The organism is Paenibacillus sp. FSL R7-0652 (assembly GCF_038595045.1).
In the GTDB taxonomy this organism is placed as follows: Bacteria; Bacillota; Bacilli; order Paenibacillales; family Paenibacillaceae; genus Paenibacillus.
Genome location: NZ_CP152001.1, coordinates 159866 through 175442, shown reverse-complemented (window position 1 = coordinate 175442; position 15577 = coordinate 159866). Strand labels below are relative to the sequence as shown.

At 46.6% G+C, this 15577-nt stretch carries 11 protein-coding genes; 2 read left to right on the top strand and 9 right to left on the bottom strand.

Translation table 11 applies throughout. The features are described from left to right. Positions 1-8: 8 nt before the first annotated feature. On the top strand, positions 9-1148 hold the full coding sequence (locus MKY97_RS00840; protein ID WP_342553694.1) for a sensor histidine kinase: 1140 nt from the start codon (positions 9-11) through the stop codon (positions 1146-1148). Continuing rightward, positions 1145-1747, top strand: a complete 603-nt coding sequence (locus MKY97_RS00835) for a response regulator transcription factor (RefSeq protein ID WP_342553693.1) — start codon at positions 1145-1147, stop codon at positions 1745-1747. Before MKY97_RS00840 ends, MKY97_RS00835 begins: the two co-directional genes overlap by 4 nt. Positions 1748-1859: 112 nt before the next feature. Here the strand turns inward: MKY97_RS00835 and MKY97_RS00830 are convergent, their stop codons facing one another. From MKY97_RS00830 to MKY97_RS00790, 9 genes are all read right to left on the bottom strand, one after another. Then, positions 1860-2891, bottom strand: a complete 1032-nt coding sequence (locus MKY97_RS00830) for an AI-2E family transporter (protein WP_342553692.1) — start codon at positions 2889-2891, stop codon at positions 1860-1862. A 165-nt stretch (positions 2892-3056) separates the two neighbouring features. Then, positions 3057-4016 carry a thioredoxin-disulfide reductase gene (gene trxB, locus MKY97_RS00825; RefSeq protein WP_342553691.1) on the bottom strand — a complete coding sequence of 320 codons (960 nt, stop codon included), beginning with the start codon at positions 4014-4016 and terminating at the stop codon, positions 3057-3059. A gap of 192 nt (positions 4017-4208) precedes the next feature. Next, positions 4209-5951: a tetratricopeptide repeat protein gene (locus MKY97_RS00820; RefSeq protein ID WP_342553690.1), complete on the bottom strand. Its 1743-nt coding sequence runs from the start codon at positions 5949-5951 to the stop codon at positions 4209-4211. A 201-nt stretch (positions 5952-6152) separates the two neighbouring features. Next, positions 6153-7907, bottom strand: a complete 1755-nt coding sequence (locus MKY97_RS00815; protein ID WP_342553689.1) for a hypothetical protein — start codon at positions 7905-7907, stop codon at positions 6153-6155. A 142-nt stretch (positions 7908-8049) separates the two neighbouring features. After that, positions 8050-9003, bottom strand: coding sequence for a TIM barrel protein (locus tag MKY97_RS00810; protein ID WP_342553688.1), 954 nt, complete (start codon positions 9001-9003; stop codon positions 8050-8052). Positions 9004-9057: 54 nt separating this feature from the next. Continuing rightward, complete coding sequence (locus tag MKY97_RS00805; RefSeq protein WP_342553687.1) at positions 9058-9930, bottom strand: carbohydrate ABC transporter permease; 873 nt, start codon at positions 9928-9930, stop codon at positions 9058-9060. Between the two features lie 75 nt (positions 9931-10005). Continuing rightward, positions 10006-10902, bottom strand: coding sequence for an ABC transporter permease subunit (locus MKY97_RS00800; protein WP_145335912.1), 897 nt, complete (start codon positions 10900-10902; stop codon positions 10006-10008). 102 nt (positions 10903-11004) lie between these two features. After that, a complete protein-coding gene (locus MKY97_RS00795) occupies positions 11005-12582 on the bottom strand; it encodes an extracellular solute-binding protein (RefSeq protein WP_342553686.1) in 1578 nt (525 codons plus the stop codon). A gap of 505 nt (positions 12583-13087) precedes the next feature. Continuing rightward, complete coding sequence (locus tag MKY97_RS00790) at positions 13088-15349, bottom strand: helix-turn-helix domain-containing protein (RefSeq protein WP_342553685.1); 2262 nt, start codon at positions 15347-15349, stop codon at positions 13088-13090. Positions 15350-15577 lie beyond the last annotated feature (228 nt).

Genomic DNA, 15577 nt, shown 5'->3' with positions numbered 1-15577 from the left:
CTCGGCACATGCGTCAAGGATTTGAGCTTTTCCCCAAACGATTCGGAATTTATCCGTACATCTGGATGATCTACTTAGTGATGCCGGTTTATTACCTGGCGAACGCTCATGGATATGAGCAATACATCGGAATTACTGCTTTTATTGTGTTTGTTCTAACCTATCGCCAGCTGTATATGACAGCAGGAAAACTTCTTTTTTCCTACTGGCTTGTGCTGCAGATGTTATGTGTTCTGATTCTAACTCTGTTCGTTGATCTGAACATGTTTTTTCTAGCATTCTTTACTGCCAATTTCATCGGGTGGTATACCGAAAAGCGGCTCTTCCGACTATTTTTATTGGTATTTGCCATCATTCAGACGATTCCGATCTCTATCGCTACAGTTCAGAACCAGCTAAGCACCGGACAGCTGTTGTTTTTCGCTCCCTTTTATATCATTATGCTGGTCTCTCCCTACGGCATTCGGACCATGCTTGATCGGCAGCAGCTCGAAGCCAAACTTGATGAAGCACAGCAGCATATCAAAGAATTGATTAAACGCGAGGAACGGATGCGCATTGCCAGAGACCTGCATGATACAATGGGACATACACTCTCGTTGATTACGTTGAAAAGTGAACTGGTAACCAAGCTGATCACCAAAAACCCGGAACGAGCAATCCAGGAAGCCCGCGAGATCGAACGCACTTCCAGGGCTGCACTGCGTGAAGTGCGGCAGCTTGTCTCCGATATGCGAGCAATTAGTATTGCAGAAGCACTAGCCGATGCCAGTGAAATGCTGCGCAGCGCAGATATCAAGCTGCAGCTGTCTGCTCAGCAGGAGAGCTGCAGTGATGTACCCGATTTGACTCAGAATATGGTCAGCTTGTGTCTGCTTGAGGCTGTAACTAATATTGTGAAGCACAGCAAGGCAACCTGGAGCCTGATTCTGTTGAAGCGAGAAACAGATGGGATATATATTACAATTCAAGATAACGGAACAGGCATATCCATGGACCAGCAGCAGGGTAATGGCCTGAAAGGCATGTCGGAACGGCTTCATCTTATTGATGGCTCCCTCCGGATCGACTCGGATACCAAAGGCACCCGGCTGGCACTTTTCTTCCCTATCGTTGTAAACAAACCGCAAGGAGGTGTGTCCGTATGATTCGTATTTTGATCGCGGAGGATCAGCGTATGCTTCGGGGGGCTTTAGCCTCCCTGCTTGATCTTGAGGATGACTTCGAGGTCATTGGTGAGGCCGGAAACGGGGAGGAAGCCCTGCAGCGTATCGTTTCACTACAGCCCGACCTGTGTCTGATGGATATTGAGATGCCTGTCATGAGCGGATTAGATGTTGCTGAACGGATGCAGCAGCTTGGGTTGACCTGCCGCATCATCATTCTCACAACCTTTGCGCGCCCCGGATTTCTGGAGCGAGCCGTACAGGCAGGCGTGCAGGGCTATCTGCTCAAAGACGAACCCAGTGACCGTCTGGCCGAAGCTATCCGCCGTGTCATGAATGGAGGCCGTGAAGTATCGCCAGAGCTTGTTTTTGGTGCAGCCAAATCAGTCAATCCGCTCACGGAGCGGGAAAAGGAAGTCCTGAAACTGGCGGCAACCGGCATGAACGCCAATCATATCGCCGCTTCACTGCACCTGTCTTATGGAACTGTACGCAATTATTTGTCAGAGGCCTTTGCCAAACTGGACGCCAAGAACCGGATGGAAGCTGTCGCTATAGCGGAAGAAAAAGGCTGGCTGTGAGCACAGGCAATCTACTGCAGGAAACAAGAACCTCCCTTCGTTCGGCAACCCAAAAACGCCTTCCAGCAAAACACTGGAGGCGTTTTTGGGTTGCCATTCAGTTAAACATGAATTACAGCTTCGTCTCCACACGTACAGGCTCATCGGTTTTCTCCATCTTGTTTACATCCAGAATATCCAGCATGAAGACAAAGATTGGAATACCAATAATCAAGCCCCAGATTCCGAGGAAATGCTGCGACAGAATCAGGACGATAAAGGTGTAAAACATCGGCAGTTTAGTTTTGTGCGCCATGAGCTTTGGATTCAGGAAATACGTTTCCAGTGCGTGAATGATGATGATCATAATAATCACGATGATACCCATCTGCAGTCCGCCCATCTGATACCCGATCAGACAGAGCGGTACAAGGGAGATCATAACCCCCGCCACAGGCACCAGACTAAGCAGAAAGACCATAATGGTCAATGCGAACAGATAAGGGTAGCCTAAAATCCACAATCCGAGCATCGTCAGCACCGTATTAAATACAGCAATAAGCAGCTGTGCTTCAATGACTTTACCAAAAGAAGATACAAATTTGTCGCCCAGGTACGCTACTTCATTATAGAACCAGCCAATTTTGCTCGTTTTGAACTTGGACGTAAATTTATAGATTTCTTTTTTCTGCAGCAGGAAGAACAGGCTCAAAATAATAACCAGCAGGATGAATTCCAGCCATTTGCTCAAGGCAAAAATGTATTTCAATGCTTCGTTGGTATAATTTTTGATATCAAAGGACTGCAGATAACCAGCGATCTTGGAGGCAACATTATCACCATCCGCTGTGTCAAGAAACTTCATAATTTCATTTGTCAGCTGCACAACCTGATCCACAATCCGTGGTGAATATCTGGATATACCCAGCACGATCCCGGCAATCACGATCATATACAGCAGAATGACCACGACTTTATAATTAACCGGAAAAAAGCGATTCAACCCTCTTGTAATGAGGTGCTGCAGCCTGTTCATGACGTAAGTCACCAGGAACAACAGCAGAATCATATGAAGCATACTCCCCATACTGAACAAAATTAAACAGAACAACAGCAGGATCAAAAACCGCCTAACTGTCGCGTTCTGCAGCCAATCTTTTATCATTTCCCCCAACATCTTCACCTCACAGCTAATATACCCCTTATGTATACGAATCCATGCCCGCCATCGTTTCAAAAAAAGAGAAGCCCTCCGGCTTCTCTCACTTTATGAGACTTCCCGTTGTCTCTTATGACTAGCTTATTCCAAACCATAGGGATGTCATGCTTGTTACTTATCCAGCGTTTCACTCCAATCGTGAACGATGCTTCCCTCCAGGAACTTCTCACAATCCATCGCCGCCATACATCCTGAACCCGCCGCTGTAATCGCTTGACGATATTTCGTATCCTGCACATCTCCACAAGCAAACACACCTGGAATATTGGTCTCGGTTGTACCAGGCTTAACCACGACATAGCCGTGCTCATCCAGTGTGATGGCATTACCAAGGAATCCGGTGTTTGGTGTGTGCCCGATCGCAACAAATACACCATCTGCTTCAATCAGCTCTTCTTGACCCGTCTCATTGTTGCGCACCTTCAAACCTTTGACTCCCATCGCTTCAGGCACAACTTCAAGCGGCGTACGGTTTAACGCCCACTTTACCTTCTCGTTGCTTCGGGCCCGGTCCTGCATAATCTTGGATGCACGGAGTTCATCCCGGCGGTGAACCAATGTAACGTCTGTAGCAAAACGAGTCAGGAAGCTTGCTTCTTCCATCGCCGAATCACCGCCGCCCACCACAACAATCTTTTTACCGCGGAAGAAAAATCCGTCGCAGGTTGCACATGTACTTACTCCACGTCCTACGTTCTCCTGCTCTCCCGGAATGCCGAGATAACGGGCTGAAGCACCTGTGGAGATGATGATGGAGTCTGCCTCCAATTCACCGATTCCGCCAACGCTGACTTTGAAAGGCTGCTTGCTGAAATCGACCTCTTCCACCCAGCCGTTCTTGAACTCCGCACCAAAACGCTCCGCTTGTTTTCGCATGTTGTCCATTAGTTCAGGCCCCATGATGCCTTGAGGGAAGCCCGGAAAATTCTCAACTTCTGTCGTCGTCGTTAACTGCCCACCTGGCTGGAGACCTTCAATCACCAGCGGATTCAGATTCGCACGAGCTAGATATATCGCTGCTGTCAGACCCGCGGGTCCGGTTCCGATCACAATCGTTCTGTATTTAGACATATAGATACAGCCTCCTTCATCAGGTTGAGAGTGTGTAATGGTCACGAATAACTTGTCAAGATGATATCCTACAGGCATTTTGAGACCTATTCGTTAAGTTTACCCGTTTTCCCGGTTAATGTATCCTTCTCCTCCGGAGAACCATGCTTATGAACTAAACCTCGCCTCGTCTTTACAGTTAAATCGCTGTACTTACCCTTTTGGCGGGGTCATGCCGCATATCTGATTAAGCTGTCTCGCATACTTGCTGACGGTTGCTGCAGATATGCCGTAACGTTCGGCAATGCTTTGATACGTAACAGGCCGGCTGTGATTTTTCGAAGCCAGATACTCCAGTCCTGCGGCCCATCCTTCGATCTGTTTTGATCCGGACAACTCCAGATGGACTCTCGAGACATAGTCTGCCCAGAGCCGTTCCATTTCCTGCTGCAGTTCGGCTTTGGCCTCAGACATCTGAAGCGCCCGATCAACGACAACCTGCCAGTGGGGCGAGGCTCCCGTTTTTGACTGACTGCCTGAACGATCTGCTTTTTCCACTGCACGTATAGAGTGAAGAGTTTCACCGGAAAAAGGTCTGGACACTTTAGCTTCCTGTCCATGAGGCTCCGCCATTCGCAGATTACTTAAGACATCCTCTGCAGCCTTAACAAGGGCTGGTTCTTCACCAGGCTCTTCAATAAATGACTGCAGTGCCTGCTGCACCTCGTAATCTCCGATCATTCCAAGCGCATGTATAACCTGCAGTTTGGTTGCCTGATCCCCGTGCCGCAGCGCCCAGAAAAACGACGAACGAATCAACGGATCATTTTTCATCTCTTCCGGAATGCCGCTGCCGTAGTCCTCCCACTGCTTGAACTGCTCATCAAAAGGCAGATGATAGTGATAACTCAGCATATTTGGCTCCTGTGAGCCTTGAAGCACCGCCTCGAGACCATTCAGATAATAACGAGACACCTCTGAGCCAGGGTCAAGTTTGTTTACATGATGCCACAGCCGCTTCGCAATGTCATAACGTTCTGTATTGTACGCCGCCACTGCAGCATAATGCGCAAGGGCCGGATCAGCCGCCGTTTCTTCATTCTTGAGAAGCCTGCGGAAATGAACATATGCCGCGTCATGCTGTCCCAGAATCCCCATCGTCGTAGCCAGCTTGTATACCTGTTCATGCTGATACGGCACGATCACACGCAATTTTTTGATCAGCAGCAGTACCTGATCTGTCCGATTCTCATTCTGATAGAAGATGGCCAGATTACAGAGTGCATGCAGATTGCCTGGTTCCTGTTCAAGTACTTCGGCGATGGTTTCTTTTGCTTTGGAGAAGAGCCCCATATAATAATAAGCAAGAGCCAGATTGTTACGGGCGGCAAAATAATCAGGATAATCGGGTGACATGCCTTCGAGCAGCTCTGCAGCCTGGGCAAACTTGCCCTCTTCGAGCAGTTCACGTGCCTGATCATGCTCCACGACACCTTTGCGTGACTTGATTCGATTTATTTTAGCCGGGCGATCCAGCTCATAATATAGAAGTTCCATCATTTCTTCGGCTTCAGTCATAAACTGGCCCTGCGTATCTTCCTCCAGGTAAGTCACCAGCGCACGCTCAGCTTCCTCAAAACGATCCATATTGGCGTAGTTGTTTGCCATATAGAAATAACATTCGGTCATGGACGGGTCGACCACATCCAGCACGTTGGCCAAAATAGCGTTGGAGGCCTCGTAGTCCCCCTTCTCTGATAATATACCCGCCATATTACAATGATTCACCGGATTGTCCGGCTCGTATTCAACAGCTTTGCGAAAATATTTCAATGCCTTGTCGACATGATTACGGTCCAGCGAGCGGACAGCTCTTTCAAAAAAGAAAGAAGCATCCAAGTGAATCGGTATAATATTGGCAAGGTGACCCTCGGTCCGCACTAGCTTGCCCTTCATCTTGCAAGGCACCTCCTCTTTGCTTTCATTCATACTCTTCAGTATACCACATCTTTAGGCCCTCTTCGCTATATGTAGTTTCATGTCGTTTATGAAAAAAATACAAATAAATAAAGACAGCATCTCATCCGTTCCATGAATGAAATGCCGTCTATATTTCAGATGCTCTGTCAATCAATTATATCTTCAAGAAGTTGAAATTTAATCTTTTTTCTCCAGTGAAGGAGATAGCGTTATATTTAATGTTTTATCGAACGGAGTCATGAAGTTAACCAGCACAACTTTGCACTTCTCCGGCATTTTGGCTTCACGGACCGATGCTGACAGATGCCCCATTTCGCCTCCGTCCATCTCAAGCCAGTCTTCTCCGCAGCTGTAACGAAGCTTGCCGCCTCTCCACAAAATGCTTCCATCACTTGCTTCTATACCATCCTCGCAGCTGAGTTCGCCTTCGCTTCCAAACACAAAGGATAACTGCATCATGATGTCCTGCGGCTCTTCTCCGGTGAGATGCATTGTCCAGCCGCCGCTTTCTGTCTGCACTACCTCGGCACCAACGCGGAATGTCTGCTCATGTGTAAGTGCACGGCTCTGATGAGGGAGCAAATACCACGGACTGATGGCTGAGGAAGCCGATGCCGGTAAATCTCCCGTAGGAACAGGGCCGTAATACCCTTTCTTTTGTTCACCGGTCAACTGATATCCTTGAGGAACACGGGTCATCCTCTGCATCGGTATATAACCCGGGTTGAAGTAAGAAGCCAGCTGCACCGCGAGCAGACGTACCCTGCCGTGACGAAGTGCAAAAAATGGCGGAACCTCTGTCATAACGGTTACACTAGTCTCCTCATCACGGATTCGGGCAACCGGGGCACCGAAATCTGTGTGCATACGGCTGTGCGATATCTGCCCATGATGACCGACATTCTCCATCTGGCTCACATAATTCTCACGCACAAAGTGCTCATTGATCAGCACTTCATATTGAACCGGAAGCGCATCCGTTGTTCCATCGATCTGTTGGAGCTCGGGTTCCAGCAGCAGTCGAACGAGAGCATTCACCGAACATACACCCGGATCTGTAAGCGTACTGTCTGCCCAAGCTGCCATACCTGCAAAAATCGGGTCCTCGTCCAACCGTGCCAAGATGGCATAAGGCAGGTAATAGGATGACAAATCATGGATGCTGCCCAGATCCTGACGACCTGAATAATCCGTCACAATCTCACCCGCCGGGTGTACCAGATATACCATCATCCGAAGGTTCAGCCGTACCGGCTCCAGCAGTTCAGGGCGGTCCAGCAGACGGGCTGCATGGATCAGCATAATATCACTCACCGCATTGTAGATTCCGTTACTGCGTTCCGTCCATTCGCCGTCTGGTGTAATATCAATGCCTTCCGCCAACCATTGCTCTGCACGCTGCACGGCTGCTTCTATACCAAAGATTTCATGCAGGAAACCAAGCGCGGCGCACAGCACCCAGCGGTGGTTTGGTGTATGACAGCCTCCTGTTAACATCACCGGAATTGTCCGTTCCAGGAACAGGCGCATATTATCCAGAACAGGCTTCAATGGAGCCCAACCCTGCTGGTCCAGAAGCTGGTACAGCTGCGAATACCCTACAACGACAAACGCAGTGTCGGGCGGAGAATGATAGTTGGTCCAGCCAGGTGAGATGGAGCCATCATGATGCTGCTGACGCAGTACAAATTCACTCGCCAATCTCAGTCTTTCTAACAAAGCCTCATCCCGGTAATACTTCGAATCAGGATTAGAAAGGGCGGCACCCCAGAAGCACATATCTGTCGGTGTTCCTGTCGTATGATTCACCCAGGCCACGCCTGTAGAAGGATCAATCGTTCCGCCATAGTAACGATTCTCCGCATCAAGCATCTGCCGGGTCATCCCTCGTTCTGCCGCTCTGTCATTGCTTTCTACCAGTTGTCTGTACATCTGCGTTCCCTCCATTCAAGGCCCTTCCATGCATAAAAACTAAAAGCTTTTTCATTTATGCAATCCGTCCCTATTCAAAAGATAAGATCAGAAGGCTGTGCGCTCTAACAGCCCAAGCCAACCGATCTTATCGCTTACTTACCTATGCTTCTAACGCATCGAGCTTCTGCATCAGCAGATGATGACTTTCGTGAATAGCATCCGGCTCACACGCTGATTTCAATTCATATACCTTCACCTGTGCCTTGCGGATCATCGGAAGGTATGCATCATAGAAGTGCATATCCTTACTGTGAACATACGGGCACCAGTGATCGGATAATCCCAGCGTTTCATGAATATGAACACCAACGATATCATCCATTAACCCCTGCATCTCACCCACACTGTCATACAGCCCTAATCGATCCATCATGATTGCATGACCTGTATCATACCAGATGCCAACTGGAGCACCTTTGAGAGCCTGAATGATTGTTTTCGCTTCGGCCAGAGTAGGGATTTGCTGGGGTCTTGAGCGGGTCTCAATTCCGAAACGGACCTTTAATCCTTTGGATACGGACCGATTACAGACCTCATCCAGACTGACGATTATTTTCTCGATATATCCTGCACTCAAGGCTTCGCGCCGTTCCATCAATTCCGCCCATTTGCTGCGATATTGCGGCGAATCGGTCCCTTCTTCCCTGTACAGCTTCTCCAGGTCCTTGCTGATGTCATGAGGGAAAGGCACCTCACCAGGGTGCACCACGACAGCTTCCCCTCCATAACGATGTGCATATTCTGCCGATCCAACCAGCAGATCAATGGCCCGCTTACGCTTCACTTCATCCTCGAAACCGAGCAGCACGGAATCCGTTCCATAGTCAGGATCAGGATCATGAGGGAAGGTATTGTGTACACTGGACACCCCAATCTCTCCTCGCTCGATCATCGGCTCAATGGTAGTGAGCATCTCCTTCGTTACATTATAGTTAAGTTCCACCCGGTGAAATCCGAGATCTTTGATCTCTCGAATCATGTTCTCACCAACAGGATGCCTCCTGATATTCCAGCATGTCGAGAATGAGTATTCTCCCTTGTCAATTCCCTGCATAATACATTCCTTCTCCTTCCCCGATTGTGATGTTTGTGTGTAAGGGGATGCGAATTAACCTTTAACTGCTCCCTGCATTGCGCCGCTAACAAAATACTTTTGCAGCCATGGATACACGAGCAGGATCGGTACTGTTGCGAAAACAACCGTAGCCGCCTTGAGGCTCTCTGGTGTTAACCTTGTACGACTTGCACCCTCCATCAATGTGAGCTCACTTACCATGTTGTTCTGCACCATCTGATACAGCTTCAGCTGCAGAGGATATAATTTCGGATCGGTAATGTACATCAATGAATCCTGGAAGCCATTCCAGCGTCCAACCGCATAAAACAGAGCCAAGGTAGCAAGGACAGGCAAGGACAGTGGCAAAATAATTTTAAAGAGTGTATGCACATGAGAACTTCCGTCAATCTCGGCAGACTCTTCCAGACTATCCGGTATTCCGCGGAAGAAAGAGATCAGGATGATCAGGTTAAACGGACTCACCAGCCCGGGTAGAATCAACGCCCATACCGAGTTCAGCAAATGAAGGTCACGAATCAACAAATACTCAGGAATGATACCACCACTGAAGAACATCGTGATGATAATGATGTACATAAACAGCTTGCGGCCTTTTAATTTTTTCTTTGTCAACGGGTATGCTGCAGCAATGGTAAACAACATACAGCAGAAAGTGGTTATAATTGTAAGGATCGTTGTAAATCCTAGGGAATAAATCATGGAACTATCTGAAAATACTTGACCATATGCATCCCAGGTGAACTCTTTTGGAAAGATCGTTACTTCACCTGATGTAATGGCCCGGTTCGAACTCATCGATATGGCAATGGTGTGCAGAAACGGAGCAAGACAGAATATAACAAACAAAGTAATAAAGGTGATATTAATAATATCGAAAATCCGGTTCGAGGTGCGGTCACTCATCTGCGCACAACTCCTTTACTAATGGTGTACATATACAACAAGCCGAAGGACTTACATCTTATTGCTCTTTTGAGGTTAAAGGATACCTTCTCCTGTCGTTTTCTTCGAGATATAGTTGGAACCGAGGACAAAGATCAATCCAACAACCGCCTGGAATAAGCCTACAACCGTTGCAAGTGTATACTGTCCGGATTGTATACCCATTCTATATACGAAGGTACTAAGTACATCGGAATATTCGCGAACAGCCGTATTACCAATAACGAAAGGCCGGTCAAAACCGATGCTGACCATATTTCCAAGGTTAAGAATAAGCAGTGTTACAATGGTTGGTTTAATACTTGGCAGTGTAATATGCCAAATTCTCTTCAGCCGCGTTGCACCATCAATCTCTGCTGCTTCGAACAATTCCTTGTTCACACCCGTTAATGCAGCCAGATAAAGAATGGTTCCCCACCCAGCACTTTGCCACACACCTGTGAACAGGTAGGTAACAAGCCAAGGGTTCTTTTCAGTCAAAAATGGAATTGAATTCAGGCCCATGCTCTCCAGTATACCGTTGACCATACCGGATTGATTTCCAAATAGTTGGTATACAATCCCCCCGATGATAACCCAGGAGATAAAGTGAGGAATGTACAGAATAGTTTGTGAAATTTTCTTAAACCATTTGAACCTTACCTCATAGAGCATAATAGCCAGAATAATTGGAGCAGGGAATGAAACGATCAGATCAAGAAAATTCAGCATAAACGTATTGCGTAATGTAGTGTAGAAATCCGGCATTGCGAATACCTCGCGAAAAGCATCGAAACCGATCCACTCACTACCGTTAATCCCTTGAAACAAGTTGAAGTCTTTAAACGCGATCTGCACACCATACATCGGTCCATAACGGAAAATGATAAAGTAAATCAGAGGCAATGAAATTAACGCATACAGCTGCCAGTATCTCTTCAAGTATGTGGTCATGTCTCTCTCTCCTCCTCACAAACGAAGAAACGTTATGCCGCCGCCTGAGCGGCGGCACAAGCCTCCTCGAAACACTTCAATTTACAGACATTTCATTTCTGCTTATTGTTCAGCAGCTTCCAGTTCTTTCTTCAGCTCTGATCCGCCCAAGGACATGTAGTCAGCCATTTCTTTTTCGTATACGGCATCAAATTCTTCAGGTTTTGCCATTGCTGTTTTTACGATAATAACGTCCAATTTGTCTGTCAGTGCTGTGCTGTACTTCATCTCTGCTTGAATCGGCTTGCTGAAGACAATTGGTCCAACCATATCTGTATTTGCGACTTCAAGAGCTTTTTTCAAAATTTCCTGGTTCGCTGGCGGGAATCCCATGATCCATGCTTTTTCGTTCATTGCTTGATCACCAAGGTTTTTACCATTGGAAATAATCGCTGTATCCCCTGCATTGAACAGACGATCTTTTGCTTCTTGAGTAGCGTCTGCTTTAGCTACTGGAATACCATCTACCAGATCATAGTTCTCGCCTTCTACACCATCGTAGATGTCAGTGAGGTTTTTGTCAGATGCCATCCAATCCAGATATTTAATCGCTTCTGCTGCACGTTCACTGCTCTTCGGAATCATGATGTACATCCCATTTGATCCATAACGGGATTTGATGTGTTTTCCATCCGCATTAGCATTGGTGTATGCATCCAGTGGAGCCAAGTTGCTGTCCGGTTTGTTCTTTTTCAACAATTCATAAGATCCATCCGGCCAGAAAATGGAGTCAACATCTTCAGAGAAGAAACCAACATTTCCATTTGCAATGTCTTTATTTAACTGGGTTTTATCTTTATCCAAGCTGAAATCCTTGCTGATCAGACCTTCGTTGTACAGCTTGTTCAGGAATTGCATGGACTCTTTGAATCCTTCATGCAGAGGCAGCTCATAGCGTTGAGCATATGTCTTGTCTCCAGCAATTGGCTTAATGAAAGAATAAATCAACGGCTCATAAGAAGCTGGAGCCAGTCCCATACCCATAGGGATGTTTTGGCTTCCCATTTGGCCAGGATCTTTTTCTTTGAATGCTTTCAGTGTCGCATACAACTCATCTGTTGTTTTAGGTGCTGGCATTCCCAGTTTATCCAACCAATCTTGACGAATGAAGGAACTGTAACGAGCGGTAATCGCACGTTTACCCGGAATAGCAAACTGCTGTCCTTCCACTTGACCGAACTTTAATGTATCTTCGCCCAAAAACTTTTTCAGATTCGGTCCATACTGATTAATCAGATCACCTACATCTGTCAAGCCGCCCTGCTGTGCATAGCGGTAGAACACGCTGGAGTCATAAACGAAGACAATATCCGGAACGTCCGAAGCACTAGCCATAAGAACGTTCAGCTTGGTTACTTCCTCAGAACGTTGAACAGGTACGAATTGTACGTCAATGTTGTTCGGGTCACCAAAGTTCTTTTGAATCATTTGAGAGATAAAGTTGTTGGAGATCGTGTACTGAGAAGGTGTTTTACCACGGTCGAAAAGCTCCACCTTTAATGTGACGCGTTTTCCATCACCAGCTGCTCCGCCTTCTGCTGATTTGTTCTCTGAAGATCCGCACCCCGCAAGTAGTGAGACACCCATTACTGCTGTAAGTGCCAAACCCATTAACTTCTTTAGACTCCCTTTTCTTGTCATTCTGTTCATCCCCTTTGGCTTTACGTGAATGTTTTAAAGCTTGCCCTGAGTATTCCATACTAATGTGCAGCCTGACAACAAACTAAATTCGGGTAGAGCGCTAAACGTGTTATGGTTTGCATGATGGCCTATTTTCGCAGACTGCTGAAATTCCAGAAAACCGCATGGCATCAGGCTTTACTGGCACTATATACCCTTATTCCGAACAGATGGCGACAAACCATTTTCCCACACTGCCTAAATTCGTATCCATCAAAAGGCAATCCTTATGACACATCTCCTGACATAACCATGAAAGTTATGTGTTTGTTTCGCAATTTTTCAAGCGCTTTCATTTTTGCGGAGCTAAAATAAAACAAACAGGGTAAATCAAAACGTATGATATCTCTCCTGCTTATGGAGATTCACGTTTCAATTCACCCTGCTTTTTTTGAAACTTGGATTCATCATGTTCGAATTAATGACATACGTCTATTTCATTTTACCGCAGCGCAGCACAGATCAATTACTCCTCTGCTGCTTTTTGATCTCTTTTCATCCGGCGATAGTCTCCGGGTGTAATGCCTGTCACCCGTTTGAATACCCGTCCTAATGTGATGCCATTCGCATAGCCCACCTTCAGTGCTATATCCTGCAAGGAATGATCTGTATTGAGGAGAAGCTTCTCCGTTTCTTTCATCCTCAGTTCAGTCACAAAGTCAACAAACTTCATGTTGAATTCAGTCTTGAACAGATAACTGGCATGTTTACCGGAAATTTGAAAACGGTCACTCAGATGTTTTAGCGACAGATCCGGGTTCATGAACTGCTCCTCAATATAATTTTTCATTTCATTAACCATTGCTTTGTAGCTCTTCGTTTCAGTAACCGCCACGTATGTGCGGAAGAGATCCGTCAGACTGTCAAACAACAGCACCTTCACATCTTCTAAAGACTCTGCTTCTTCCATGGCATGCAGCCAATTATTGATGTTTTCCTCTGACAGTTCTTTTTGCAATCCTTCCGACATCATGGAAACTTCCCGGCTGAGCATCTGGAGCATGGCTTGAATCAGGGATCGAATTTCATCATCCGGCAGTTTGTTTCGCTCGAATTCTTTGAAGATATCCTCCAGCTGCTCTCTCCACTGTCCGCTCGACATCCTGAAACGCTTAACAAAGTCCGCAATCATCTGCAAATAGGTGTAGGTCTCCAGCAGAGGATGCTGCATCTCGCTTGCCTCTGCTTCACCCACATCACCGTTCATCAGCAATTTACGCTGCATCACCGCTTCAGCCGCGGTAAACGATTGATGAATTGCTCCAATCCCTTCAGCAACAGGTCCAATACCAAAGCTGAGGGAAATTCGGAGATTCTGCTCTACCCAGGATTTACATTCCTCAGCGACAAGCCGAATTTGCTTGGACAAGTCCTGGCCCTGCTGCCCATCTTCTTTTGAAAAGAACAGAATAGCAATACGATCAGCACTGATCCACTCCGTCCAGCACTGTACCTCCGTATCCCGGGACAGCTCCTGTAATACATTCATCAGAGCGAATTTCAGTGTATTTTGCTCACCTCTGGTGAATTTCTCCTGAAATCCTTTTTCATAACGGTTAATATCCCCGACAACCACGATAAAACGAGAAGCTTCATGAGCCCCATCAAATGGGGACACCTCATACAGCTGCCCAGCAGCATTGTCTACGTGCTCACCATGCAGCAGCGCGCTAAATAGTTTACTTCGCTGCATCAGCACGTTTTCCCGGCTCTTTTTATCATAATCCATCATATGATTAATCAGGTTTTCAAGCACGCCATCGATCATCTTCATCTCATCCATACGTGCACCGGATTGCTCAAATGCGCGAATTTGTTGAGATTCAATCCGGTTCATAATGATCTGGATCGGCTTGTAGTTACGCCGGGTCACATACACGATATAGATGATTGCGCAAATCACGGTCAAGACCGCAATGAACACCCACACATACGAAACGACAGATACCCAGCCAAACAGATTCCCAGCTTTGATCCCACTGCTCAGAGTCCAACCAAATCTCTCCAAAGTTAATTCATTTAACTTGGTACCTTCGGCAGCACTCTCCCGATCCGAATGGGCATCATAGATGACCCTGCCCTCCTGATCGGTTATCGTCAGGAAAGAGAGTTTCCCATTGACCATGCTGTCCACACTCTGCTTGATACTGCTCATCTTGATATTGATGACCAATACACCCTCTGAGCCAAAAGGCAGTGGCATTTCTTTATTTACCGTCAACACCTGCACAGGTGTCCTCTGCACATCATCCCATTCAATCTCCCGAACAGGCTGCCAGCCCTGACCTGTAGAACCACTTAGAATCCGATCAATCCATGCCTTATCTCCAAAACTCTCCACTTCTCTGGAGCCGCTTACCGTTATAACACGCTCGTTCTGCTTGTCATAGAGATATATGGACTGAATCCAGGAAGAAGAGTTAATCATCTCACGCAAATTTTGTGCAATAGTATAAACCGTGTCCGAATTATTCGGATTGTTATTGTTAAAATACAGCCTGTACGCCGGCTCGTACTGTACTTTTTCTGTCACAGCCAGTTCAATGTCACGTATTGTATGATCCAGCGTAGTGGCAAGATAACTGGAAGATATCCGATCAGCCTTCCGGGTTTCTTCCCTGGAGATATCATTAATAAAAACAAAAGCAATAAAAATGAGTATGGTCATTGTAAAGAAAAATATAGGGAAGTACGAAAAGAGCAGCCGATAATACCAGGTGCGCGACAATAGACCCCACTCCTCACTCCACGATGCCAATGTCCATCAGCCGTGGTTCTACTGTTTATTATCCGTAACAATTCATTTCCAGATCCATGTATATAAAACGCTATCATTTCTTGGTTTTATGTTATTATATCACAAGCTCTCGAACAGCAAAGCACGGAATTGGATTCGTGGATTTTTAAGGGGTCAAAACAAAAATACCGTGCTGAGCAGGATGAACTCAGACACGGT